Annotated in this window: 19 protein-coding genes and 1 tRNA gene; 7 read left to right on the top strand and 13 right to left on the bottom strand. The window is 69.6% G+C overall.

Going from position 1 to position 23,882, the window contains the following annotated elements:
• Nucleotides 1-43: 43 nt before the first annotated feature.
• A complete protein-coding gene (locus GVY64_RS18675; protein WP_159843091.1) occupies nucleotides 44-907 on the bottom strand; it encodes a Bax inhibitor-1/YccA family protein in 864 nt (287 codons plus the stop codon).
• 133 nt (nucleotides 908-1,040) lie between these two features.
• A complete protein-coding gene (locus GVY64_RS18670) occupies nucleotides 1,041-2,192 on the bottom strand; it encodes a class I SAM-dependent methyltransferase (RefSeq protein WP_159843089.1) in 1,152 nt (383 codons plus the stop codon).
• 295 nt (nucleotides 2,193-2,487) lie between these two features.
• On the opposite strand from GVY64_RS18670, the gene GVY64_RS18665 reads away from it, so the two are divergent.
• From GVY64_RS18665 to GVY64_RS18645, 5 genes are all read left to right on the top strand, one after another.
• On the top strand, nucleotides 2,488-3,063 hold the full coding sequence (locus GVY64_RS18665; protein ID WP_236566949.1) for an AMIN-like domain-containing (lipo)protein: 576 nt from the start codon (nucleotides 2,488-2,490) through the stop codon (nucleotides 3,061-3,063).
• A 55-nt stretch (nucleotides 3,064-3,118) separates the two neighbouring features.
• Nucleotides 3,119-3,859: a hypothetical protein gene (locus tag GVY64_RS18660; protein ID WP_159843087.1), complete on the top strand. Its 741-nt coding sequence runs from the start codon at nucleotides 3,119-3,121 to the stop codon at nucleotides 3,857-3,859.
• A gap of 87 nt (nucleotides 3,860-3,946) precedes the next feature.
• Nucleotides 3,947-4,567: a DUF305 domain-containing protein gene (locus GVY64_RS18655; protein ID WP_159843085.1), complete on the top strand. Its 621-nt coding sequence runs from the start codon at nucleotides 3,947-3,949 to the stop codon at nucleotides 4,565-4,567.
• Between the two features lie 138 nt (nucleotides 4,568-4,705).
• Nucleotides 4,706-5,257, top strand: a complete 552-nt coding sequence (locus GVY64_RS18650) for a hypothetical protein (protein ID WP_159843083.1) — start codon at nucleotides 4,706-4,708, stop codon at nucleotides 5,255-5,257.
• Between the two features lie 449 nt (nucleotides 5,258-5,706).
• Nucleotides 5,707-11,874, top strand: a complete 6,168-nt coding sequence (locus GVY64_RS18645; protein WP_159843081.1) for a non-ribosomal peptide synthetase — start codon at nucleotides 5,707-5,709, stop codon at nucleotides 11,872-11,874.
• 15 nt (nucleotides 11,875-11,889) lie between these two features.
• Here the strand turns inward: GVY64_RS18645 and GVY64_RS18640 are convergent, their stop codons facing one another.
• Nucleotides 11,890-12,216, bottom strand: coding sequence for a hypothetical protein (locus GVY64_RS18640; protein ID WP_159843079.1), 327 nt, complete (start codon nucleotides 12,214-12,216; stop codon nucleotides 11,890-11,892).
• 116 nt (nucleotides 12,217-12,332) lie between these two features.
• Nucleotides 12,333-13,736, bottom strand: a complete 1,404-nt coding sequence (locus GVY64_RS18635) for a three-helix bundle dimerization domain-containing protein (protein ID WP_236566947.1) — start codon at nucleotides 13,734-13,736, stop codon at nucleotides 12,333-12,335.
• A 435-nt stretch (nucleotides 13,737-14,171) separates the two neighbouring features.
• Here GVY64_RS18635 and GVY64_RS18630 point away from each other — a divergent pair, with 435 nt between their 5' ends.
• Nucleotides 14,172-14,975, top strand: coding sequence for an SDR family oxidoreductase (locus tag GVY64_RS18630; protein WP_159843075.1), 804 nt, complete (start codon nucleotides 14,172-14,174; stop codon nucleotides 14,973-14,975).
• 155 nt (nucleotides 14,976-15,130) lie between these two features.
• Here GVY64_RS18630 and GVY64_RS18625 read toward each other — a convergent pair whose 3' ends face one another.
• The 4 genes from GVY64_RS18625 to GVY64_RS18610 all read right to left on the bottom strand — a co-directional run bounded on the left by GVY64_RS18625 (nucleotide 15,131) and on the right by GVY64_RS18610 (nucleotide 18,569).
• Complete coding sequence (locus tag GVY64_RS18625) at nucleotides 15,131-15,628, bottom strand: hypothetical protein (RefSeq protein ID WP_159843073.1); 498 nt, start codon at nucleotides 15,626-15,628, stop codon at nucleotides 15,131-15,133.
• 163 nt (nucleotides 15,629-15,791) lie between these two features.
• Nucleotides 15,792-15,865 (bottom strand) — tRNA-Leu (locus GVY64_RS18620).
• A gap of 231 nt (nucleotides 15,866-16,096) precedes the next feature.
• Nucleotides 16,097-17,014, bottom strand: a complete 918-nt coding sequence (locus tag GVY64_RS18615; RefSeq protein ID WP_159843071.1) for a ribonuclease Z — start codon at nucleotides 17,012-17,014, stop codon at nucleotides 16,097-16,099.
• A gap of 46 nt (nucleotides 17,015-17,060) precedes the next feature.
• Nucleotides 17,061-18,569, bottom strand: a complete 1,509-nt coding sequence (locus tag GVY64_RS18610; RefSeq protein ID WP_159843069.1) for an amino acid permease — start codon at nucleotides 18,567-18,569, stop codon at nucleotides 17,061-17,063.
• A gap of 422 nt (nucleotides 18,570-18,991) precedes the next feature.
• Between GVY64_RS18610 and GVY64_RS18605 the strand changes: the two genes are divergently transcribed.
• Nucleotides 18,992-19,516: an SRPBCC family protein gene (locus GVY64_RS18605; RefSeq protein ID WP_159843066.1), complete on the top strand. Its 525-nt coding sequence runs from the start codon at nucleotides 18,992-18,994 to the stop codon at nucleotides 19,514-19,516.
• Nucleotides 19,517-19,540: 24 nt separating this feature from the next.
• Here GVY64_RS18605 and GVY64_RS18600 read toward each other — a convergent pair whose 3' ends face one another.
• The 5 genes from GVY64_RS18600 to GVY64_RS18580 all read right to left on the bottom strand — a co-directional run bounded on the left by GVY64_RS18600 (nucleotide 19,541) and on the right by GVY64_RS18580 (nucleotide 23,839).
• Nucleotides 19,541-20,488 (bottom strand): Ppx/GppA phosphatase family protein, encoded by a 948-nt coding sequence (locus tag GVY64_RS18600; RefSeq protein ID WP_159843064.1) that lies wholly within the window; start codon nucleotides 20,486-20,488, stop codon nucleotides 19,541-19,543.
• Nucleotides 20,481-21,017 (bottom strand): DUF501 domain-containing protein, encoded by a 537-nt coding sequence (locus tag GVY64_RS18595; protein WP_159843062.1) that lies wholly within the window; start codon nucleotides 21,015-21,017, stop codon nucleotides 20,481-20,483. Before GVY64_RS18595 ends, GVY64_RS18600 begins: the two co-directional genes overlap by 8 nt.
• The gene (locus GVY64_RS18590; RefSeq protein ID WP_159843060.1) at nucleotides 21,014-21,619 is read right to left on the bottom strand and encodes an FtsB family cell division protein; all 606 of its coding nucleotides are present in this window, start codon (nucleotides 21,617-21,619) and stop codon (nucleotides 21,014-21,016) included. The genes GVY64_RS18595 and GVY64_RS18590 overlap by 4 nt, the downstream gene beginning before the upstream one ends.
• A 90-nt stretch (nucleotides 21,620-21,709) precedes the next feature.
• Complete coding sequence (eno, locus tag GVY64_RS18585) at nucleotides 21,710-22,996, bottom strand: phosphopyruvate hydratase (RefSeq protein WP_159843058.1); 1,287 nt, start codon at nucleotides 22,994-22,996, stop codon at nucleotides 21,710-21,712.
• A 114-nt stretch (nucleotides 22,997-23,110) separates the two neighbouring features.
• The gene (locus GVY64_RS18580) at nucleotides 23,111-23,839 is read right to left on the bottom strand and encodes a lytic transglycosylase domain-containing protein (RefSeq protein ID WP_159843163.1); all 729 of its coding nucleotides are present in this window, start codon (nucleotides 23,837-23,839) and stop codon (nucleotides 23,111-23,113) included.
• Nucleotides 23,840-23,882: the final 43 nt, after the last annotated feature.

Below are 23,882 nucleotides of genomic sequence, written 5' to 3'. Positions count from 1 at the left end.
GGGCGGGCGCCGGATCATCCGGCGACCGCCCGTCTCGCTATGACTAGTCGTTCTGGAAGTAGCTCAGCAACCGCAGGATCTCGACGTACAGCCAGACCAGGGTGACGGTGAGACCGAGGGCGACGCCCCAGGCCGCCCGCTCCGGGGCCTGCGCCCGGATCAGCTGATCGGCGGCGTCGAAGTCGAGCAGGAAGCTGAACGCGGCGATGGCGATGACCACCAGACTGAACACGATCGCCAGCGGGCCGCCGTCGCGCAGGCCGAGGCCGCCGTCGATGAAGAAGCTCGCGACCAGGTTGCCCAGCATCAGCACCAGGATGCCGATCATGGCGCCGACGATGATCCTGGTGAAGCGCGGCGTCACCCGGATGGCGCCGGTCTTGTAGACCACCAGCATGCCCGCGAAGACACCGAAGGTGCCGAGCACCGCCTGGCCGATCAGCGCGCTACCGCCGACCCCGCCGAACTCGACGTTGGTGAACATGAACGACAGCGCACCGAGGAACAAGCCCTCTGCGACGGCGTAGGACAACACGAGCACCGGGTTGTCCATCTTGTTCGCGAAGGTCGCGATCAGCACCAGCACCAGGCCGACCAGGCCGCCGACGATCACGAACAGCGGCGCGAGCGAGGTGTTCGCGTTGGTGAGGCCGTAGGAGACGATCGCGGACAGAGCCAGCACCGCCAGGGTGATGCCCGTCTTGGTCACCACGTCGTCGATGGTCATCGACCGCGTGGTGGGAGGAGCCTGCTGGTAGGGCTGTGGGTACTGGCCGTGCTGCTGCGGGTACTGGCCGTACTGGTTGCCGAACTGTCCCGCGGAGGTCACGCCGGAACCGAAGTTGGCGTATCCACCGCCCTCCTGCCTGGGCAGGTTCCTGAAAACCGGATTGCTCGTGGTACGCATGAACGGCGTCCCTTTCTGGAGTCGTTGCCGCTGTTCATCGAGTTCGTTCCCTCGATATCCAACTGCCCTGTCCAACGTTTGTCATCCGTCCCGAGTTCCCGGGGGAGTCTCGCGGAGCCGGACAATTCGGACTCTACCGCTGCCGCGGGTCGTGCAAGCCACGCACCGAACGAGTCACGGTGAATTTCCGGTTGCGGCCCATGACCTCGGTCCGGCCCACCATCCGCTCGACCACGGCCCGATAGTTCAGATGTGAGTTGTACACCGTCCACAGCTCACCACCCGGGCGCAGCACCCGCCCGGTCTCGGCGAACATCTTGATCGCCGATCCCGTGTGCACGGCCGCGCCGACGTGGAAGGGCGGATTGCACAGCACGAGGTCGGCGCTGTTGTCCGCGGCCGACGACATGGCGTCGTCGCGTACTACGCACACCCGATCGGCGACCCCGTTCGCCTCGGTGGTGGCTCGCGCCGACGCGACCGCCGCGGCGGATTGATCGGTGGCGATCACCTTGATGCCCGGCCGCACCGTCGCCAACGCGACGGCCAGGATGCCGGTGCCGCAGCCGAGATCGATGGCATCGCGCGCGTCCGGCTTCATCAGTCGCAGGTGCTCGAGCAGGAACCTGGTGCCGATGTCCAGGCGCGCGCCGGAGAAGGCCGCCCCGTGCGCGACCACCTCGAAACCGAGCTCGTCCAGCCGCTCGCGGACCGGAAACGCCTGTTCGGCCACGGGTTTCGGACCGGTGACCAGCAGCGTCCGCGACTTCTGCCTGCCACGGCTGGCGCGCACCTCGGAGAACGACTGCGCGAGAACCTCGTTCATCGACTTGGTCAGATATTTGTCGCGCCCGCCCGCGTACACCTCGACCGCCGGATCCGCGTAGCGGGCGATGGCGTCGGCGACCTCGGCCAGCCCGGCGAGTACCCGGGGCAGGCGGAGCAGGACCACCCGGGCATCACGCAGCAACTCCGGACCGAGGGGATGCGCCGTGTAGCGATCCGACAGTCCCGCCGCACGAGCGTTGTTGGCGAGGGCGAGTTCGCCCGTGAGCAGGTCTTGATGCACCCTGACGTCGCGCAGATCATGCCCCGCGATGGCGCCGAGGGTCAGCGCACCATAGGCGTCGCCGATAACGGCTACTTTCCCGCTATCGGCGGTCGACAGGGCGTCGGCCGCGACGTCGAGGATCAGCCGATCGGCGGCGTCCACCGCGTAGAGGTTCAGCGCCTCCACGTCCGGATACCGCCGCAGCCGGCTCAGTACGTCCTCGACATCTCCCACACCTCAAGTGTGCTAGATCGTTGCCGCAAGACCGCGCCCACCCCGGCCAATTGATGCCGCCATGGTCCCGGCATCGCGGCTTGCGCGCTGAACCGCCGCGCGACAGGCCTTTTCGCCGGTGCTTCGAGCAACAGTCGCACGGGGACGAGTCGACCGCTTGCCGACCGCGTCCGAAAGGGCAAGCGCGTGCGCGGCGTACGTGCGCCCTCACGTCTCGGATGAAAGCGACGGGCGAATCAGCCGCAACGCGCTCCGGTTACGCCATCCCACGCGTTGCGCTGAGTAGCATCTGCCCATGCGCAACAGGATGGTGTTCCTGGCCGCGGCCGCGACGGCACTGCTCACGGGCTGCGGTGACGGCGGGGCGGGGCCGGGCCTCCCGGTCGCCTCGACGACCCGGACGTCGGCCGCGGCGGCGCAGGCCCCGGTCCCCGGCGATGCCGCGCCGAAGCAGGGCAAGCCCTCCGGTGACGCGGCGCTCACGGTGACCGACGTCCGCCTGGGGCGTCAGGCCGGTTTCGATCGCGTGGTCTACGAACTCGGCGGCGTCGGCACACCCGGCTGGGTCGTCCGGTACACCGACCGCGCCGTGCAGGACGCCAGCGGCAATCCCGTGGACGTGGCGGGCCGGTCGATCCTGGAAGTGCGGATCCTCGGCTCCGCCTATCCGTTCGACAGTGGCGTGACACCGTACGCGGGCCCCGACCCGGCGGTGAATCCGGAGGTCCCCGGCATCGCCGGTGTCTATCGGACCACGGTGTACGAGGGTGTCACGCAGTCGTTCATCGGCGTGCAGGCCGACCGGCCCGCCTTCACCGTCACGGCGCTGGCCGACCCGACCCGGCTGGTCGTGGACATCGCGAGCCCGTAGATACCGGTACCGCCAACGGGTATGACCCCGGTAATACCGGCTAGACTCGGTACCCGTGGTCGATCACCGCAGACTCCGCGCCGCCGGGCCGCCCCGGCTGGTCGGGCTGCTGACGCTCCTGCTCGGAGTCGTCGCCATGCATTCGGTGGTCTTCGGAGCCTCGGAACACGCCCACATCGCCGGTGCGCACGTCGCCGCGAAGCTCGCCTTCGCGGCAGCGCCCGACAGCCCTGGACGGACTGCCGCTCCTCGTCACGTCACCGGTCAGGAAGCGACCAGCTCGCACCATTCGACATCGCCACGCCCGGACAGCGCTGCGAGCGGCCACGATCGACTTCGGTCGCAGGACCCCGCCCGCGTCGCGGACGGTGATCTCCTCCGCTCGGCGCATACGCCGGTGACCGCGCCCGACGATTTCTTCGCCGGGCGAGCCATCGTAGACAAGGCAGCACACGCCGAAGTCGGGCGAGCGCTCGCCGCCACCGCATCGCGGACCGGAACCCCGCGAGCACTCGCAGCCCCCGCAGCACACAGCGGAACCGCACCAGCCCTCGTCACGACGAAGCTCGCCCATTGCGCAGGCGGCGGGTGCGACGGGGGCCACGGCACGCTGCACGGCTGTGTCTTCATCCTGGTCGCCTTGCTCGCGCTGGCCGCGTTGGTACTGCTGTACCGGATGGCGGTCGATCGCCCCGGCGCCGGTGCGGCACGGCCGCGGCACTGGCGGGCACGGCGGGAACGACCACCGCCCTGGACCGTGCTCACCTTGGCCGAACTGGCGATTCTGCGGATCTGACAGGTCCGCCGCGGCCGTGTGTCCGAACCACGGTCGCGGCCTCGTCGACTCCGTCCTTCCGAACTTCGCCCTTGACAAGGAGCACCCATGTTCATCACCCGTACCCGCTCGGTCCTCGTCCTCGCCGCGGTCGCCGCGGTGAGTCTCGCCGGATGCGGCGACGCCGAGACCGGGCACACCACCGAGCACGGCACCTCGACAACCACCTCGGCCGGCCCGAGCACGTCAGCGCGCACCGACTACAACGACGCCGACGTGACATTCCTGCAAATGATGTATCCGCATCACGCCCAGGCCGTCGAGATGGCGCAACTGGTGCCGAGCCACACCGACAACCAGCAGTTGCGGGCACTCGCGACGCAGGTCGAGCAAGCACAGGCCCCGGAGATGCAGCAGATCACCGCCCTGTTGCAGAGCTTCGGCAAACCCGCGCCCACCACGAGCGAGGGACACGGCGGCCACGGCATGCCCAGCATGCCGGGCATGATGTCCGCCGAACAGATGGCGGCGCTGCGGGCGGCATCCGGTCCGGATTTCGACCGTCAGTGGCTGACCATGATGATCGATCACCACCAGGGCGCGATCGCCATGGCCGAAACGGAGCTGGCCGACGGCCGGAACGCCGAGGCCAAGGGGCTCGCCCAGGCGATCATCGCCGCCCAGCGGGTCGAGATCGAGCAGATGCGGATCATGCTCGGCCAGAGCTGAGCCGGTCACCGCGCCGATATCGGTTGACCATCGATATCGGCGCGGGCGCGCGTGTCCCGTCCGCACAACGTACGGTCGGATCGTCCGGCTCCGTCCATCCGTCCCGGCCGGACGTCCGAGGGGAGTGAGGGACCGATCATGCGACGACTCGAACGCGCGGGCCTGCAGGCGACCGCGATGGCCATCACGGCGGGCGTGCTGCTCATCGGCGCCTGCGCACAGCAAGTCTCCGGTACGGCGGAGGTGAATCGGACCGACCTCGCGGCGTACGCCTCCGAGGTGACCTCCTCCTCGGCCGCCGCCTCGTCGTCCCGGGCCGCCGCCGTCGAACGCGCGACCGGCTCGGCCTGCGACGCCTTCCTGGCCGCGAACGGCAGCTCGGTACGGGCATTCAACGACTACATCGATGCCAGCAACACCAAAGGGCGCGCAGATCCGGAGACCAACGGCAAAGCGGACACCGCTGTCTCGACGCTGCGCAATAATGCGCGCTCGGTCGACCAGAACGTGACCAGAGACGTGCCGTCCGCGATCGCCACCCCGCTGCGCGCCTACCGCGACGACACCAACGCCCTGGCCGACACGCTGGCCCGCCGCGCCGACACCGACACGCTCAACGCGGCGATCGACCGGTTCAACGCCACCAAGAACAGCGCGCTGACGGCCTGCCAAGGTCACGGCACGCGCTGACCGGCACCCTGTTCCCGCCGGTAACCGGCACAAGACCGCACGCTGACGCTGCGGGCGCTCACCCGCGACATCACACTCGTCGCCGCGGTGGTGGGCACCTGCAGGCTTACGTCTCCGGTGCGGTAGTCCAGCAGTTGGCCGACGACCGGGCGCAGCGCCGGACCGGTCTCACCGAGGACGAATGGCGGCCATCGCCCTTACATCCGCGAGGTCATCGCGAATGGCGCGTACGCCCGATTCGCCCGGCAGGTGCGCGCCGCGGTGGACCAGGACGCGGACGACCGTTCCGCCTTCGGACTCACCTGCGTGCCGAACGGCATCGCCGCGCACGCCGGCGGGTCACCGAGCGCCGACGAAGCGGGCGGGCGGCTCCTTCTCATCGGTGAGGAATCCCCCTGTGCGGCTATAGCATCTGGCGCGTTTACTGCCACGCGGAACGGGACGAAGATATGACCAGCGGTATCCGGAATCCCCGCCCCTCCGCCCGGAACGGCCGGCGCCGCAGGTCGGCCGACTCGGCAGCACCGACGTTCGCCGCGCTGCTGGCCGCAGCGGCGGAGCACAATCCCGACGGCATCGCGGTGCGGTCCGACGACACCGAGATCACCTACCGTGACCTCGACGCCCAGTCCTCCCGCCTGGCCCGCACGCTGCTGGCGGCGGGTGCTGGGCCGGAACGGGCGGTAGCGGTGACACTGCCGCGTTCGCTCGATTCGGTGCTCGCGGTGTGGGCCATCGCGAAGACCGGCGCGGCCTTCGTCCCCATCGATCCGGCACTTCCGTTGTCTCGCATCCGATTTCAAGTTTCGGATAGCGGCGTCGTGCTGGGCTTGACGCGCACCGAGCATGCGACCGCGCTGCCCGCCGAGGTGCGCTGGCTCGCGTTGGACGATGCCGAGGTGGCCGCGCAGGTGGCGGCGAACCCCGCGAGCCCGATCGCGTATTTCGAACGCCCGGTTCGGCTTCGGCCCGCCCACGCGGCCTACGTGATCTACACGTCCGGATCGACCGGACGCCCGAAAGGCGTCACCGTCACCCACGCCGGGCTCGCCCCGCTGTGCGCCGAATTGGCCACCCGGCACGCGCTGGACAAAGACGCGCGCGTGCTGCACTTCGCGTCACCCAGTTTCGACGCCTCGATCCTGGAGTTGCTGCTCGCGATCTCCTCCGCCGCCACACTCGTGATCGCCCCGTCGACCCTGTACGGCGGCGCCGCCCTGGTGGAACTGCTCGCGCGGCAGGCCGTCACCCATGCTTTCCTCACCCCGTCCGCACTGGCCACCATCGAACCGGCCGGACTGCCCGCCCTGCGCTCGGTCATGGTCGGCGGCGAACCCTGCGCCCCGATGCTGCCACGGCACTGGGCGACCGGAGGGCGCCTGTTCCACAACGCCTACGGCCCGACCGAGTCCACCATCGTGGCGACGCTCAGCCCGGCGCTGTCACCGGACACACCGGTCACCATCGGGTCGGCCGTGCCCGGCATGCGCTGCCAGGTGCTCGATCACCGGCTGCGGCCGGTCGGCACCGGCGTCGTCGGCGAGCTGTACGTGTCGGGCCCAGGAGTGGCGAGGGGATACCACGGGCGACCCGATCTGACCGCGCAACAGTTCCTCGCCGACCCGTTCGGACCGCCCGGCTCCCGGATGTACCGCACCGGCGACCTCGTCCGCCGCACCACCGCCGGCGCTCTCGACTATTTCGGCCGGGCCGACGACCAAGTCAAGATTCGGGGCTTCCGGATCGAACTCGGCGAGATCGACGCGATCCTCTCGACCCAGCCGGGCGTGCGGCTGGCGGTGACCGTCGACCGCAAGACCGGCTCGGGCGAGACCACGCTGGCCGCGTTCGTCCAACCGGAACCGGGACACGCCCCCGACACCGCGGCCCTGGCCGACGCGCTGACCGCACTGCTGCCGAAATATATGGTGCCGAACACGATCACGGTCGTGGACCGGATCCCGCGCACCCCGACCGGTAAGGCCGACCGGCCCGCGCTGCGCGTGCGTGCCCTCGACGAGCCGGACCATCGGCCCGCCACCGACCTCGGCGAGGAAACGGTCGCCGAGGTGTTCGCACGCGTGCTGGGCCGCGAGCGGTTCAGCGCCGACGCCGACTTCTTCGCGGCGGGCGGCAATTCACTGCTGGCGACCCAGGTGGCCGCGCGCCTGAGCGAAACCTGGCGGCTGCGCATTCCGCCGCGGCTGGTGTTCGACCATCCGACGGTGCCCACCTTGGCGAAGGCCATTCGCTCGCAGCAGTTCGACACGGCCCGCCCGGTGCTGCGCGCGCAAGCGAGGCCGCAGCGCATCCCGCTGTCGCCCGCCCAGTTGCGGTTCTGGTTGCGCAACCAGTTCGACACGACGTCCTCGGTGGACAACATCGGCTTCGCGCTGCGGCTGTCGGAACTGGACGTCCCCGCCTTGCGCGCGGCGTTCGCCGATACCGTCGAACGGCACGAGGCGTTGCGCACGAAGTACCCGGCCGACGAGACCGGGCCGCGCCAGCTGATCCTCGACACCGACTGCGTGGTGGACGATTTCGTGGTGGAGGAACTGCCCGACGAGGCGGTGCCCGACCGGGTACGGGCGATCCTGCGGCACGGGTTCGACGTGTCTGCCGAAGTGCCGCTGCGCGTCCGGCTGCTGCACACCCCCACCGAATACGTCCTGGTCTGCGCCCTGCACCATATCTGTGCGGACGAGTCGTCGCTCGCGCCGCTGGCCCGCGACGTGGCGATGGCCTACGCCGCGCGCAGCGCGGGCGCCGCTGCGGCCTGGCAGCCGCCGGATGTCCAGTACGCCGACTACGCGCTGTGGCAGAAGGACTTACTCGGTTCCCGCGACGACCCGGAGTCTCTGCTGTCGCGACAACTGGCGTACTGGACCGGAGAGCTGGCCGGCCTGCCCGACGAACTCGATCTGCCCGCCGACCGGCCCCGCCCGCCGGTGGCCACACTGCGCGGCTCGGCCACTCAGCGGTCGGTGCCCGCGACCCTGCACCGTGACCTGCTCACGCTCGCCCGCGCCCACCGGGCGACGCTGTTCATGGTGATGCGCTCGGCGCTCGCCGTGCTGCTGGCCCGCCTGTCCGGCAGCGCCGACATCGCGATCGGCGTGCCGATGACCAATCGAGCCGAGCCCGCGCTCGCCGATGTCGTCGGCATGTTCGTCAATACGACCGTCTCCCGGACCAGGATCGAGCCCGCGGAGCGTTTCACCGCTCTGCTGCGCCGCACCAGGGAGCGGGACCTGCTCAACTTCGCGCACTCCGAGGTGCCCTTCGAGCACGTGGTCGACGCGGTCGATCCGACCCGCTCGCCCGGACGTCACCCGCTCTACCAGGTCGGCTTCGCGTTCCAGAACTTCACGCAGGCCACCCTCGAGCTGTCCGGGCCGAGCGTGTCGTTCCTCGACGTGGACGCCGACACGGCGAAGACCGATCTGCACATCGGAGTGGTGGACACCCGTGACGACGACGGCGAGCCCGGCGAGATCATCATCCGATTCGGTTACAGCACCGACTTGTTCGACGAGCACACCGTGCAGCGCTTCCTGGACGGCTACATCCGCATCTTGCGGCAGGTCGCGGCCGAGCCCGGCGCAGTCGTCGGGGATATCGACATCATGGACCCGGTCGAGCACAAGCGCATCCGGTCGTGGGGCGCCGGAGCCTGGCACGCCGTTCCGGCCGAGCCGCTCGCCGCGGCGACGGCGCGGCATGCCGCTGCGACGCCGGATGCGATCGCCGTGGTGTGCGGGCCCGAGACGCTCACCTACGCGCAACTGTGCGAGCGCTCCGCGCGCCTGGCCCGCTGGTTGATCGAGCGGGGCGTGGGGCCGGAGAGCGTGGTGGCGGTGGCGATGCGGCGGTCGATCCAGCAGGTCGTCACGCTGCAGGCGATCGTGGCGGCGGGCGCGGCCTGGGTGCCGATCGATCCCGGCCACCCGGCCGAACGCATCCGGTACGTGCTCGAGTCGGCGTCGCCACGGTGCGTGCTGACCACCGCCGCGGACGGCTTCACGGTCACCGAGGCGTACGACGTCGATGCCCTGGATCTCGATCGCTTCGGCTCCGCACCCGTGCTCGACGCCGAGCGCCGGGCGTCCTGGCACGCCGACCATCCCGCCTATCTCATCTACACCTCCGGCTCGACCGGTCGCCCCAAGGGAGTGGCGGTCAGCCATCGGGCGATCGTGCACCAGCTCGCCTGGATGCAGGCCGAATACGGCGTCGACGCCACCGACGTCTATCTGCACAAGACCCCCGCGACCTTCGACGTGTCCCTGTGGGGCTATTTCCTGCCCTTGCGCGCGGGGGCGCGGCTGGTACTGGCCGGCCCGGAGGAGCATCGCGACCCGGCGGCACTGGGCCGACTGATCGCCGAGCACCGGGTGACGCTCACCGATTTCGTTCCCGCGATGCTCACCGTCTTCGCCCAGCACGCGACGGATGCCGAATTGTCCTCGCTGCGCGCCGTTTTCGTCATCGGCGAGGCATTACCTCCGGAGACCGCGCGGGCCTTCGCAAGCGTGTGCGCGGCCGGATTGCACAACCTGTACGGACCCACCGAGGCCGCGGTGAGCATCACCCGGCACGCCGTCTCGGCCGCCGACCACACCTCTGCCACGGTCTCCATCGGCGTGCCGGAGTGGAATTCGCGATGCCAGGTCCTGGACGAACGGCTGCGGCCGGTTCCGGTGGGTGTGGCGGGCGAACTGTACCTGGGAGGCGTTCAGCTGGCCCGCGGTTATCACGGCGCATCCGGCCTGACCGCGGCCCGGTTCGTCGCCGATCCGTCGCATCCCGGCGAGCGGATGTACCGGACCGGCGACCTCGTGCGATGGAACCGCGGCGGCAACCTCGACTATCTGGGTCGCACCGACTTCCAGGTCAAGGTGCGCGGCCATCGCATCGAACTCGGCGAGATCGAAGCCGCCCTGCTGGCCGATCCGGCGGTGGGCCGCGCCGCGGTGGCGGTCAAGGGCTCCGATGCCGGAGACCGGCTGGTCGGCTACGTGGTCGCCGCGCCAGGAGCCACGGTCGATCCGGACGCGGTGCGGCACTCGGCCGCTCGGGTGCTGCCCGGCTACATGGTGCCGTCGGCGGTGCTGGCGCTGGACGCCTTCCCGGTGAACACCAGCGGGAAGCTCGACCGAGCCGCGCTACCTCAGCCGGTGTTCGCCGCACGCACCGAGGTACGCCCCGGCACCCCACTGGAGCGCGCCATCGCGGAAGTCTTCGCCGAGGTGCTCGCGGTGTCGCCGATCGGCGTCGGCGACGACTTCTTCGAACTCGGCGGTTCGTCGCTGCTCGCGTTCACGCTGCACCAGCGGCTGTCGGACCGGCTGCGGCGCGACGTGCCGATGTCGGCGATCCTCGCTGCCCCGACGGTGGGCGGCCTCGCGGCGCGGTTGGCCGGTGCGTGCGCCCCCACCGCTCCCACGCCGGAAGGCGACGCCGTGTTGGAGCCGGAGATCGGCATCGGTGGATGCCGGCCCGCGCACACCGGGCCGCCGCAGGAGGTGCTGCTGACCGGCGCGACCGGCTTCCTCGGCGCCCACCTGCTGCAAGAACTGCTGGACCGCACCGACGCGCGGGTGTGGTGCGTGGTGCGCGCCGACGACGCCGAGGAAGGCATCGACCGGATCCTGGCCGCCCTGAGCCACTACCGGCTCGCCGGGACGACCGCCGCGGAGCGGATCGTCGTCGTCGCGGGAGACCTCACCGCGCCGCGCCTCGGCCTGGGCCCCGCCGACTACGAGTGCTTGGCCGACAGCATCGACGCGATCTACCACAACGGCGCGCGCGTCAATCACGTCGACCCCTACGCCCGGCTCCGACAGGCCAACGTGGAAGGCACGCGAGAACTGCTGCGGTTGGCGACGACGCGGCGAGTCAAGCCGTTCCACTTGGTCTCCACCATGGGTGCGGCCGTCGCCGCGGCGCCGGCTTCGCCGGTGGTCAGCGAAGACGTGCGGCTGGGCGCCGATCAGGTGTCCGGCAACGGCTATCTCGCGTCCAAATGGGTCGCCGAGGAACTGGTCCGCCAGGCCGGCGAGCGCGGCGTGCCCATCGCCATCTACCGCCCGGGCACCATCTGCGGGTGCCCCGAGGTCGGCGTGAACAGCCCGCAGGATTCGCTGTGGAACATGGTGCGAGCCGCCGCGATGCTCGGCATGGCGCCCGACGTCGGCGACGCGACCGTCTCCTTGGTTCCGGTGAGCTACGTGGCGGGCGCGATTGTGGAGATCTCCGTCCGGCCGCGCTCGCGAACCGTCTATCACCTGGTCAACCGAGCCCCGGTGGCGGTCGGCGAGATCCTCGCGAGTCTGCGAGCGCACGGGCTCCCGCTGGCGACGATGCCGGAGGACACCGTGCGTGCGGGCCTGGAAAGGGAAGCGCGGCGGCGCGACGCTCTCGGCGACGATTCGCTGGTGCGTGCGGCACTACTGAGCCATGACTTCGCCCGGCTCGCCGGTCATCTCGACTGGGACGACGAACACGCCCGCGCCGCGCTGGCGGGCACCGGGGTGGATTGCCCTGAGGTGGACCGCACGGTGGTGGACACCTTTGTGCGGGAGTTCATCGACTCCGGTTTCCTGCCTGTGGATTGAGGGGATTGAGGATTCTCAGTACCCCGGCGGCGCGGCGGCGGGTTCTTCGGTGCGCCGGCGGGCCTGGGTTCGTGCGCGCACCTGCTCCAGCACGATCATGCCCACACCGGCCACCAGGAAGACGGCCGCGATGATCGCGGCGACGACGGACGAACGGGCCGCCCCCGAGGCCGCCAGCACCGCGGCGGCTATCGCACCCGCCGCCGCGAACAGCAGTAACCCGTACCCCGCCCAGTTCCTGGTGTCGGCCAGCGTCGATCCGGGCGGCGGCGCGGGGTCGCGCGCGATGTCCGGAGCGTCATCGATGGGAGGTATCTCCCATGGCCCGTCGTCCGCTGTCACTGGTATTTCCTCCCGCCGCGATACCGGCCGCTGTCGCGGTATCTGATGCGGGGAGGATGCCCGGATCGTCTCCACCGAAACGCGAGCGCGGACACACCCCGGGCGGGGACGTGGCTTCAGTTGTAGGTCTTGGTGACTCCGTCGAGCAGATGTTCCAGCGTGTCATAGGTCGGGGTGGCGACGACGTCCAGCAGTTCCGCGGGCACCGGGGCTTTGCGTTCGGCGGCGACCTTCGCGAACTGCGCGCCGTCGTTGGTGCGGAAGCCGTGCTCGGCGGCCAGCCGCTGCAACTCGGGATCCGTGGACAGCAGGCGGCCCAGCCGGTCGCCCGTCGCGCCGAACGGCACCAGCGTGTGCCGGGACAACACCGTCGGAGACGGGTACAGCAGCGTCATCTCGGGCTTCACCTGGCCGCGCACGATCGCCTCGACGTACTGCGCCTCGTAGATCCAAGCCATCGGCGTCGGGCCCATGCCCGTGGCGAGGTAGTTGTTGAACGGGCCCTCGGTGGTGTTCTCGGTGTACCCCTGGCCCACGAACAGCCGCGACACCGCGGGCAGGACGGCCTGTTCGGCGGCGGCTCCCTGCACGATCGTGTTGTTGTTCGCGACATAGCTCGCCGCGGCCAGATACATGGCGGCCGAATTCGAGCTGCGTGGATCGGTGGTGGAGATCAGGATGTTCTTGCGCACCGGATACGCGGCGTTGTCGGGCAGTTCGTCCCAGCGGGTACCGTTGCGGACGATTTCGAGGTAGCGGCGCAGGTCCAGCGTCGGCACCGGGCCGGGGCGCAGCGCGCCCGCCTTGGCGAGCAGTTCGGTGATCGGCGTGAACGTCGCGATGGCCATCGGCGAGGAGAACGGCGTGTATTTCGCGGTCACGTTGCGCTGCCGCTGAATTCGCTCGGCCGCCTGTTCACTGGACGGAAAGGCGAAATCGAATTCGGCGAGATCTATGGATGTGGCGATCTGGCGCGACCCGGCGGGCTCGACCTCCACCCGGACGCCGTTGCGCGCCAGTGCGTCGATCACCTTCTGGTCCTGGAAGAAACCCATCTTCTCGGACCCCACGACACCATGGACAACGGTGAGCGGCGCGGCCGGAGCCGGCGCGGCAGCGGGCGCTTCGGGAGTGGGTTGCCGCACCGCGAGGACGACGGCGATCACCGTCAGGATGACGACGGCGCCCACCGCATACGGTGCGAAACGCTTGCTCGACGACCACACCGCGCGCAACTGCGCGAGTTTTCCCGAAGAAGTCACCGAGGGCTCCTGCGCCTTGTCCATCGGGACCGTAGCGGGCTGGACTTCGGCTTCGGGGGACGTCTCCAATTCCCGGCGCACCACCCGCTCGACCAGAATGGGGACGAATTGCCGCACCGGGTGGCCCTCGAACTTCTTTCGCGCCGCGCCCACGGCGGTCTCGATATGCTCCGGAGAATAGGTCTCGGTGTAGTTTTCGACCAGCCGCTCCGTCATCTGACGGATCGCCTGTTCCTCTCGGACGGTATCGACAACCACCACAGTCTCCTCGGCGTCGGGGGGTAACGCGGCAGCGTCTCCGGCCTGCACCGCGCCGGCCAACACTAGCCCCATCGCGTTGCCGCCGACATTCGGGCAGACTTCCCGCCGGTGAACGATTTCGCCTGCGCCGGTGCGTATCTCACGCCGTCTCGCACCTCCGTCGGCCCAGCTCACAGGCCCGCGAACCGCGCAGGCGCCACGCACGCGACAGCCCGCCTACGCCAGGCCGGGGCCCGAACTCGCCATGCAGAATTCAATGGGCAATCGCCGACCCGCCACCACGTGTTGTATTCCCGTTTCCCACCGGCGCGGGGCTGCACGTGGCAGCCGTCGCGCTTTCACACCCGACACGGGCGGCCGGAAGTTACTTTCCGGTAGCGCAGACCTGGAGTTGACGATATCGTCAGCGTACTTGCTGTCGAAAGGAGCGTCATGTCTCGCGTCGCCGTGGTCACCGGTGCGTCGTCCGGAATCGGAAAGGCTACGGCCGCCGCACTGGCCGGACGGGGATACCGGGTGATCGGTACCAGCCGGAATCCCGGCGCCATCGGTTCGGACGCCGTGCTGCCGGGCGTCGAATACCGGGCGCTCGACCTCACCGATACAGCCTCGATCGATGCCTTCGCGGCCGACCTGGACCAGGTCGACGTATTGGTGAACAACGCGGGCGAAAGCCAGGCGGGCCCGCTCGCCGAACTGCCCACCGACGCCGTCGAGCGACTGTTCCAGCTCAACGTGCTCGGTCCGATCGCGTTGACCAAAGCGCTGCTGCCCGGCATGCGGGAACGCCGATACGGGCGCGTCGTCATGGTCGGCTCGATGCTCGCCAGCTTCCCGATGCCTTACCGCTCCTCCTACGTCGCCACCAAGGCGGCGTTGCGCGGCTTCGCGGTCGCCGCCCGCTTCGAGGAGTCCCCCTTCGGCGTCTGGATCACCGCGGTCGAGCCCGGCCAGATCGACACCGGCCTCCGCGAACGACGCACCAAATACCTCACCGATGGCTCCCCCCACACCGCCGACTTCACCACTTTCATGGCGAAGCTCGACGAGAACCAAGCCAAAGGCATCCCCCCCGAAAAGGTCGCCACCACGATTGTCAAAGCAATCGAAGCCGACCGCCCGCACCCCCTCTACGCCGTAGGCAGCAACGCCCCCGCCCTCTTCACCCTCCGCCGCCTCCTCCCCCGCACCGCCATGGAACGCATCATCGCCCGCGCCCACGGCCTTTCGCGTTGACGAAAGGGCTGGACGCGACGGCCTCACATACCGTCTCCCTCGAGCCCCTCAGCAGAGTGAGCTACCGCAGTCGAGCACGAACGCGGGCCCCGACCCAACCTCGTGAAACCCGAAGGTCGACAGCGACTGCCCCACCTCGTACGCGATCTTCCGACTCAGGATGGTGCCCTGTCGAGACCACCCGACTGCCCCCGCATGGATTCGCGCAGTTGCTTCAGCGCGGCCAAGAATGGCTCGTGAACCGCCCGCCACTCTGGTGAACCTGCACCGGCACGCTCGATCGTCACACTCTGAGTGATCAGCGTTTCTCGGATATCTTTCAGCCTGCCGTATGCCAGCCACGCGTTGTCGCAGACGGATTTCGGCGCGAATAATTCGAGTTCGTAGATCGCCGCGACCAGGTGATTCGACCGGAACGCCGCGGTGGCCTCGGCGCGGTCCAGCGGAGACGACCGTCCGATCGCGAGGGCTTGCATGGCGTTGTCGGTCTGGGTCAGGGCCGTCAGATATTTCACGTATGCCTGGCGTCGCGTGTCTTCCAGACGTACCGATCGTTCTCGCCGCGCCCGTATCGTCTCGACGAGCATCGTGGAACCCGCCCCGAGGACCGCGCCGCCCAAAGTCCCCACGACAGCTACCCATTCCAGAGCCACACCCTCACTCTATTACGCCACAACGACTTCGATGCCGCGCGTAGCCGGAGCGGACTATCCACGCGCCGCTCTCACGCTCCCGAGGTTCCGGCCGGGCTGGTGATGTCCGGTGCCGCTTCTTGCGCTGAGCCGCTGGCGGCGGAACCCGGACAGTCCACCTGAGTGCCCCCAGTCGGACTCGAACCGACACTTGGCGGATTTTAAGTCCGCTGCCTCTGCCAATTGGGCTATAGGGGCGTCCGGGACAGCGTACCGAGTCGTACGGCTGTACCGGAATTCCGGCAATTCGCCGGGGTGGCGGGGCGTCGGCCGTGGCCGGGTGCCGGACGGCGCGGTCGGATGACCGGCGCCGGTGACGGCGGTTTCCAGCCCGGGGCTGGCAGGCGTCCCAGAGAACTAGATCGGTGACGGCGGGCTGGTGTTAGCGTCCACCGATCATCTCGGCGTGTCGGATGTCCGGAGCGCGGGTCAGCGGCGCGGCGGCAGCGGGATTCGGGCCAGATCGGTGGCGATGTGGATCTCGCCCGTGAAGTACTTCGCCGCTTCCGCCAGGTGCTCGTCGAGGTCGCGGTAGCGCTGGGAGAAATGGGTGAGCACCAGGGTGCGAACGCCCGCGTCCGCGGCCACCCGCGCGGCTTGGCCCGCGGTGAGATGGCCGTACTCGACCGCCAGATGTTCGTCGGCGTCCAGGAATGTGGCTTCGATGACGAGCATGTCGACATCGGCGGCGAGTTCCCGGACGCCAGGGCACAGCCGGGTGTCCATCACGAAGGCGAAGCTCTGGCCGGATCGCGGTTCGCTGATCTCCGCCAAAGTGACTGTGCGGCCCTCCGACTCGACGCTGCCGCGCTCTTGCAGTTCGGAGATGATCGGGCCGCGCAATCCCAAGGCGCGCAACCGGTCCGGCAGGATGCGGCGACCGGGCGGCTCGCTGAGCCGATAGCCGAAGGTGTCCACCGGATGCGACAGCGGCACCGCCGTCACCGTGAACGGCGCCTCGGGCAGGTCGACGGGCCCTGGTCCGGCCACCGGACGCGGCCGCAGTTCGGCGCGGTGATAGTAGGACGTCGCGTTGACCAGCCGGTCGTAGTACACCGCGCCGGACGCGGGAAACCAGACGTCGACCGGATGCGGCACCCGATCGAGGTTGATCCGCTGCACCACCCCGGCCAGCCCGAGGCTGTGGTCGCCGTGGAAATGGGTGATGGCGATCCGGGTGAGCCCGGTGGCGGTCACACCGGCATAGGTCATCTGCCGCTGCGTTCCCTCACCGGGGTCGAACAGGATCGCCTCGTCGTCCCACCGGAGCAGGTACCCGTTGTGGTTCCGCTGTTTCGTCGGCACCTGACTCGCGGTTCCGAGCACAACCAACTCACGCTGCGACACGGCGTCAGGCTAGCCGCCCACCTCCGAGACGCCGAACACGGCCGCGTCACTCCAGGGCAGGAGCCTTCCGGAGCACGGAGTTGCGCCGGGAGTAGGCGAAGTAGACGACGAATCCGATCAGCATCCACACCAGGAACCGCAGCCAGGTCTCCACCGACAGGTTCAGCATCAGCCACAGGCACGCCAGCACCGCGAGGACGGGGACGACCGGCACGAGCGGAACCCGGAATCCGCGCGGCAGATCCGGGCGCGTGCGCCGCAGGATGAGCACGCCCACCGACACCAGCACGAACGCGAACAGCGTCCCGATGTTGACCATCTCCTCCAGCGTGCCGAAGTCCACGAACCCGGCCAGCAGTGCGCACGCCACGCCGACGATGACGGTGACGCGCACCGGTGTGCCGTTCGCGCCGGTGTGCGCGAGCTTGCGCGGCATCAGTCCGTCGCGCGACATCGCGAACAGCACCCGCGTCTGCCCGAGGTACATCACCATCACCACCGTGGTGAGCCCGGCGAGCGCGCCGATGGAGATGATGTTCTTCGCCCAGGTGACGCCGTGGATGCCGAACGCCGTCGCCAGGGTCGCGTCGTCACCGGCCAGCTCGGTGTAGGGCACCATGCCGGTGAGCACGAGTGACACCGCGACGTACAGGATCGTGACGATGAGCAGCGAGCCGAGGATGCCGCGCGGCACCGCCTTCTGCGGGTTGCGGGTCTCCTCGGCGGTCGTGGCGACCACGTCGAAGCCGATGAACGCGAAGAACACCAGGCTGGCCGCGGCGAGCAGGCCGTACCAGCCGAAGTTGCTGTCTCCGGCGCCGGTCAGATAGGAGAACAGCGACTGCCGCAGGCCCTCGCCGCGCTCACCAGCCTGTGACGGCGGAATATAGGGCGAGAGGTTCGAGGACTTGAAGTAGGTGGCGCCGACGACCAGCACCAGCGCGATCACGCCCAGCTTGATGGCGACCGCCACCGCCGACACCCGCGAGGACACCTTGGTGCCGGTCGCGAGCAGCACGCCGAGCACGGTGATCAGCAGCACCGCGCCCCAGTCGAAGGTCACCGGGCCCAGGTGCACGATCGGGGAGGTGGTGCCGAGTACCTCGCCGAGGTACTGCGACCAGCCCTTGGCCACCACCGCCGCGGCGAGAGCGAATTCCAGGATCAGGTCCCAGCCGATGATCCAGGCGACGAGCTCGCCGAAGGTGGCGTAGGAGTAGGTGTAGGCGCTGCCCGCCACCGGCACGGTGGAGGCGAACTCGGCGTAGCAGAGGGCGGTAAGCCCGCAGGCGATCGCGGCGAACACGAAGGCGAGCGAGACCGACGGGCCCGCGACATTGCCCGCGGTGCGCGCGGTGAGGGTGAAGATGCCCGCCCCGACCACGACGGCCACGCCGAAGACGGTGAGGTCCCAGGCGGTGAGGTCCTTGCGGAGTTTCGAGTCGGGTTCGTCGGTGTCGCGGATCGACTGTTCGATGGACTTGGTGCGGAACAGGCCGCCCCACCGAGACGAGACATCACCCGCCGGATCGGCTTGTGGCCCGGGGTTAGTCACGCGTTCTCCTTAATTCGTGCTGCTGTGCTTGGTGTTCTGTACCCATACGGCGAGTCGATGCACGTCGGCCATAAGTTTGCTGGTCATTAGCGCGTCGGCGGTGACGATCAGCCCCGCACGCACCACGACCTCCCGGTGATACCGGGGTACACGAACCCGTGACCTGGGTCATAGAACCGAGCCAAACTACCCGACACCGATGTCCCGGGACCAACCGGGAAGAAGATACCGGTGCCGAACTTGCCGCTTCGACCATCTCCCGAAGATGGCATCCGGGCGCGATGCCGCGGGGGATTCGTTTGTTCTGTTCACCCCGGCGGAGCAACTCGGACCAGGACACGTGGTTTGCCTGCCGGACGACCGGGCACCCCGCAAGCGACAGGCAAACCAGCCCCCGCCCACACCCAGGAAGCGTTGAGCTGATGGTCCACGTGGAAATCACCGTGCCGACGACACCGGAAGACGTCTTCGCCGTCCTGGCCGACGGATGGCTGTTCTGCGCGTGGGTGGTCGGCGCCACCCACATCCGCGACGTCGACGACGAGTGGCCCGGCGTCGGCGCCCAGCTGCACTACAGCGCAGGCGTATGGCCGTTCACAGTGAACGACACCACCAAGGTCGTGTCGGTGGATCCGCCGCACATGCTCGAACTGGAGGCCAAGCTCTCGCCGCTCGGCGCCGCGTGGATCCGTCTGGAACTCGTCGAGACCGTTCCCGGTGAAACCCAGATCCGGATGTACGAGCACGCCGAACGCGGGTTGGGCAGAATGGTGCCCAATGTGCTGCAAGAGCTCCTGTTGGTGCCGCGGAACATGGAGTCGCTCTCCCGCCTCGCCGACATCGCGGTCGGCAAATCTCGCCGCAGTCGCACCGAACTGGGAGTTCGGGCCGGAACAACCGAGACGCACGCCGAGGTGAAACTCGACGGACACCCGCTGCAGACCTGACCGGACGCGCGGGCCCGAGCGGAATCAGGCGATCGACAAGGCGATGCCGTCGAGGATGTCGTGCTCGCTGACGACCAGTTCGGCGATGCCCGCGCGCCGGGACAGTTCCTCGGCGAGCACCTCGGTGATGACCGCGCCGCCGCCGATCACGTCGACCCGGCCGGGATGCATGGGCCCGAGCGCGGCGCGCTGATCGTGATCCATGGCGATCAGGCGGTCGCAGACCTGGTGGACCTGATCCAGGGTCAAGCGGGTGAGGTGCACCCTTTCGGAGTCGTATTCCGGGAGGTCGAGCGCGACCGCGGCCAGAGTGGTCATCGTGCCCGCCACGCCGACCCAGGTGTGCGCGCCCTCAACGGGCACGTGCGTGAACGCTTCGGTCAACCGCTCGGCGGCGAAGGCGCGGGCGGCGGCGATCTCTTGCGCGGTGGGCGGGTTGCCGCCCAGGCACCGTTCGGTGATGCGGACGCAACCGATGTCGGCGGAGAACGCGGCTCGCACTCCCGCGCTGTCGCCGAACACCAGCTCGGTGGAGCCGCCGCCGAGGTCAACCACGACGAAAGGTCCTGACGCGCTGGACAGCTCGCCGATCGCGCCGGCGAACGACAGGCGCGCCTCCTCGTCACCGGTGATCACCTCGGCTTCCGCGCCCGCGACCACGGCGCCGAGTTCGGCCCGCGCCATGGCGAAGAAGTCCTCCCGATTGGCGGCGTCCCGGGTGGCGGACGTGGCCACCATCCGCACCCGGCCGACCCCCGCCTCGCGCATCAGCGCGGCGTAGTCGGCCAGGGCGACGCGGGTGCGTTCGATCGCCTCGGGCGCCAGCGAGCCGGCGGCGTCGACCCCTTGGCCCAGGCGGACGATGCGCATCTCGCGGTGCACGTCGGCCAGGCGTCCGTCGCCGAGCACGTCGGCGATCAACAGTCGGATGGAATTCGTGCCGCAATCCACGGCGGCTACCCGGTCACTCATCGCTGTGCTCCAGATTCTCGCGGGCGGTCGGATGCGCGGGCCAGTCGGCCGGAATCGCGGTGCCGCGCAAGCCGTGCTCGGCGGCCAGCGCCACGGCCTCGTCGCCGAGCGGATTCACGCCCGGCCCCTTGGCCAGAGCGTGGGCGATCAGTACGTGCAGGCACTTGACCCGTTCGGGCATACCGCCGCCGGTGAAATCGGTGCCCAGCGATTCGATTTCGTCGCGTTCGGCCAGATAGCTCTCGTGCGCGGCGCGATAAGCGGCGGCCAGCTCCTGGTCGGCGGCGAGCCGTTCGGTCATCTCCCGCATCACACCGGCGGATTCCTGCCTGCTCGCCTCGGCGGTGAGCCGGGGATCGGTGAGGTAGTAGAGCGTCGGGAAAGGGGTGCCGTCCGGCAGCCGGGGCGCGGTCTTCACAACGGCCGGGATCCCGTCGGGGGTGCGGTAGGCGATGGCGAGCACGCCGCGCGGTGCGCGGCCCAGCTGCTCGGCGATGATCGCGAGATCCTGGTCGGTGGGTGCGGTCACCTATGTCCTTCCGGTGCTTGCGGTAGTGGCGCGGCGGCCGCGGGCGTCGGCTGCGGCTCGGCGATGCTGCGCCACACTTCGGTGTACCAGGGTTCGGGTTCTCTGGCTCTGGTCGGCGCGGGCGGCGGCGCGGGCGCCTCGATGCCGGGCACCTGCACGATGTACGGCGTCTCGCCGGGCATCACCAGGCGCAGACGATCGCGCGCCTCGGTACGGATGTAGGCCGGATCCTGTTGCTGCGCACGGCGGTCGCGTAATCGGGCCAGATCCGCCTCGAGTTCCTCGCGTTGCTGCGCCAGTTGCGCGGCCTCCGCGCGCTGGGTGAAGTACGTGCGCATCGGCACGGCGAGGGTGAGCGCGAGCCCGCACACCACCATCGCGAGGATCACCGCCTTGCCGGTGGAGAGACCGAGGAAGGTGTGGTCGTGCTTGTCGCCTGCCGAACGGGACGCGGTCTTGCGCGGCTTCGGCTTCTCCGCGGTCTCCGATCGCCTGCGGCCGCGTTTGGCCGCGGCATCGGCCGGGCGTGATCCGGCGGCACGCGACGTGCGGCGGTCCCCGCGCCCGGCCGGACTGGTCCCACGCGCACGTCGCTCCGTCATCTCACGCCTCGGTCTCTACTTCGCGGTGCTCCCGGCGGCCCGCGGGGTCACGCTCGCCGCCCCCGCCGGGCCCGTCGCTCGCACCGCAGGTCAGCTTTCGAACGCGAACCGGGGGAACGCCACGTCGCCGGCGTAGCGCGCCGAATCGCCGAGCGCGTCCTCGATGCGCAGCAGCTGGTTGTACTTGGCGACGCGCTCGCTGCGGGCGGGGGCGCCGGTCTTGATCTGGCCGCTGCCCACCGCGACGGCGAGGTCGGCGATGGTGGTGTCCTCGGTCTCGCCGGACCGGTGCGACATCATCGTCTTGTAGCCGTTGCGGTGCGCCAGCTCCACCGCGTCCAGGGTCTCGGTGAGCGTGCCGATCTGGTTCACCTTCACCAGCAGCGCGTTGGCGGCGCCCTTGGCGATGCCCTCCTCCAGACGCTCCGGGTTGGTGACGAACAGGTCGTCGCCGACGAGCTGGATCTTCTCGCCGATCTGGTCGGTCAGGGTCACCCAGCCGTCCCAGTCGTCCTCCGAGAGCGGGTCCTCGATGGACACCAGCGGGTACGCGCCGATCAGGTCGGCGTAGAACTGCGCCATCTCCTCGGCGGAGCGCACGACGCCCTCGAACTTGTAGCCGCTGCCGGAGGTGTAGAACTCCGTGGCCGCGACGTCCAGCGCGAGCGCCACGTCGCTGCCCAGCGTCAGGCCGGTCTTGCCGATGGCCTCGCTGATCAGGTCGAGGGCGGCCTTGGTGCCCGCCACGTCGGGGGCGAAACCGCCTTCGTCGCCGAGACCGGTGGACAGGCCCTTGGCCTTCAGCACCGCCTTGAGGGCGTGGTAGACCTCCGCACCCCAGCGCAGCGACTCCTTGAACGTCGGCGCGCCGATCGGGGCGACCATGAATTCCTGCACGTCGACGCCGGTGTCGGCGTGCGCACCGCCGTTGAGGATGTTCATCATCGGGACGGGCAGCACGTGCGCGTTCGGACCGCCGAGGTAGCGGAACAGCTCGAGCCCCGAGGACTCGGCGGCGGCGCGGGCCACGGCCAGCGAGACGCCGAGCAGGGCGTTGGCGCCGAGCCGGGACTTGTCCTGAGTGCCGTCCAGGTCGAGCAGGACCTGATCGATCGTGCGCTGCTCCACGGCGTCGAGGCCGATGACGGCGGGCGCGATCTCGTCGAGCACACCCTCGACCGCCTTGCGCACGCCCTTGCCGCCGTAGCGCTCGCCACCGTCGCGCAGTTCCACGGCCTCGTGCTCGCCGGTGGACGCGCCGGAGGGCACGGCGGCCCGGGTCAGGGTGCCGTCGTCGAGAGCGATCTCGACCTCGACGGTGGGGTTACCGCGGGAATCCAGGATCTCGCGAGCTCCGACCTGTTCGATGATGGCCACGAAAACGACACTCCTTCGGCTGCTGACACGGTTGGTCTCACGGGATGGGCCGTGCGCTGCGAGCCTATCGTCCCGTCGGCGACGCGGGTAACCGGCACTCCGGGGATCGGAGGATCACACCCGGCGGCCGATGCTGTAGCTTGCGGCCCGATCGCGCACCGTCAGCAGGTAGGCGCGCGACTGGTTGTAGGTGAGCAGCGCCCGCTGCCAGCCGTGCTCGGAGGTGAGGTCGCCGCCGCTGGCGCACAGGTACCTGGCGGCGGTGAGCGCGGCGTCATCGATGTTCTGCGGATCGGCGACGCCGTCGCCGTTGGCGTCGACGCCCCAGCGCTTCCACGTCTCCGGGATGAACTGCAGCGGGCCGACGGCGCGATCGTGCACCGGATCGCCGTCGAGCGCGCCGCCGTCGGTGTCGTGCACCAGCGCGACGCCGGGCGAGCCGTCCAGCGGGACCCCGATGATCGGCGGGCGGACCGATCCGTCCGCATCCATCTTCGCCCCTCGATGGGTCCCGTGCCTGCTCTCCACGCTCGCGATGCCCGCGAGCGTCGTCCACGCGACGCCGCAGTCGGGACGCGCCCTGGTCATCACGGCCGCCGCGTAGCCGTACGCCTCCAGCGCGATCGACGGGATGCCCAGCCCGTCGGACTGATCGCCGGCCCATCCGCGCAGTTGGACGGCCGTGCGGCCAGGAGCGTCCAAGTCGATCACGGGCAGGGGTGTCCCTGGCCCGGGCGGAATGCCCTCCGGGATCGGGGTGCGGTCGACGCCGCAACCGGCGAGCCCGAGGAGCACCACGACGGCGGCCGACACGCCGGTCTTTCGCAACACCCTTTCCATCATCCAGATGACGGCGCGCACCCGCGGCGAGCCGGTGACGAAGCCC

The organism is Nocardia sp. CY41 (assembly GCF_009829325.1).
GTDB lineage: Bacteria > Actinomycetota > Actinomycetes > Mycobacteriales > Mycobacteriaceae > Nocardia.
This window is presented reverse-complemented; position numbering and strand designations above follow the sequence as displayed.

Excerpts from the sequence above, each read along its gene's own strand:
- GVY64_RS18655 (WP_159843085.1), top strand. The coding sequence starts at position 3,947 with ATGTTCATCACCCGTACCCGCTCGGTCCTCGTCCTCGCCGCGGTCGCC.
- GVY64_RS18605 (WP_159843066.1), top strand. The coding sequence starts at position 18,992 with ATGGTCCACGTGGAAATCACCGTGCCGACGACACCGGAAGACGTCTTC.
- GVY64_RS18590 (WP_159843060.1), bottom strand. The coding sequence starts at position 21,619 with ATGACGGAGCGACGTGCGCGTGGGACCAGTCCGGCCGGGCGCGGGGAC.
- GVY64_RS18650 (WP_159843083.1), top strand. The coding sequence starts at position 4,706 with ATGCGACGACTCGAACGCGCGGGCCTGCAGGCGACCGCGATGGCCATC.
- GVY64_RS18645 (WP_159843081.1), top strand. The coding sequence starts at position 5,707 with ATGACCAGCGGTATCCGGAATCCCCGCCCCTCCGCCCGGAACGGCCGG.
- GVY64_RS18580 (WP_159843163.1), bottom strand. The coding sequence starts at position 23,839 with ATGATGGAAAGGGTGTTGCGAAAGACCGGCGTGTCGGCCGCCGTCGTG.
- GVY64_RS18600 (WP_159843064.1), bottom strand. The coding sequence starts at position 20,488 with ATGAGTGACCGGGTAGCCGCCGTGGATTGCGGCACGAATTCCATCCGA.
- GVY64_RS18630 (WP_159843075.1), top strand. The coding sequence starts at position 14,172 with ATGTCTCGCGTCGCCGTGGTCACCGGTGCGTCGTCCGGAATCGGAAAG.
- GVY64_RS18675 (WP_159843091.1), bottom strand. The coding sequence starts at position 907 with ATGCGTACCACGAGCAATCCGGTTTTCAGGAACCTGCCCAGGCAGGAG.
- GVY64_RS18665 (WP_236566949.1), top strand. The coding sequence starts at position 2,488 with ATGCGCAACAGGATGGTGTTCCTGGCCGCGGCCGCGACGGCACTGCTC.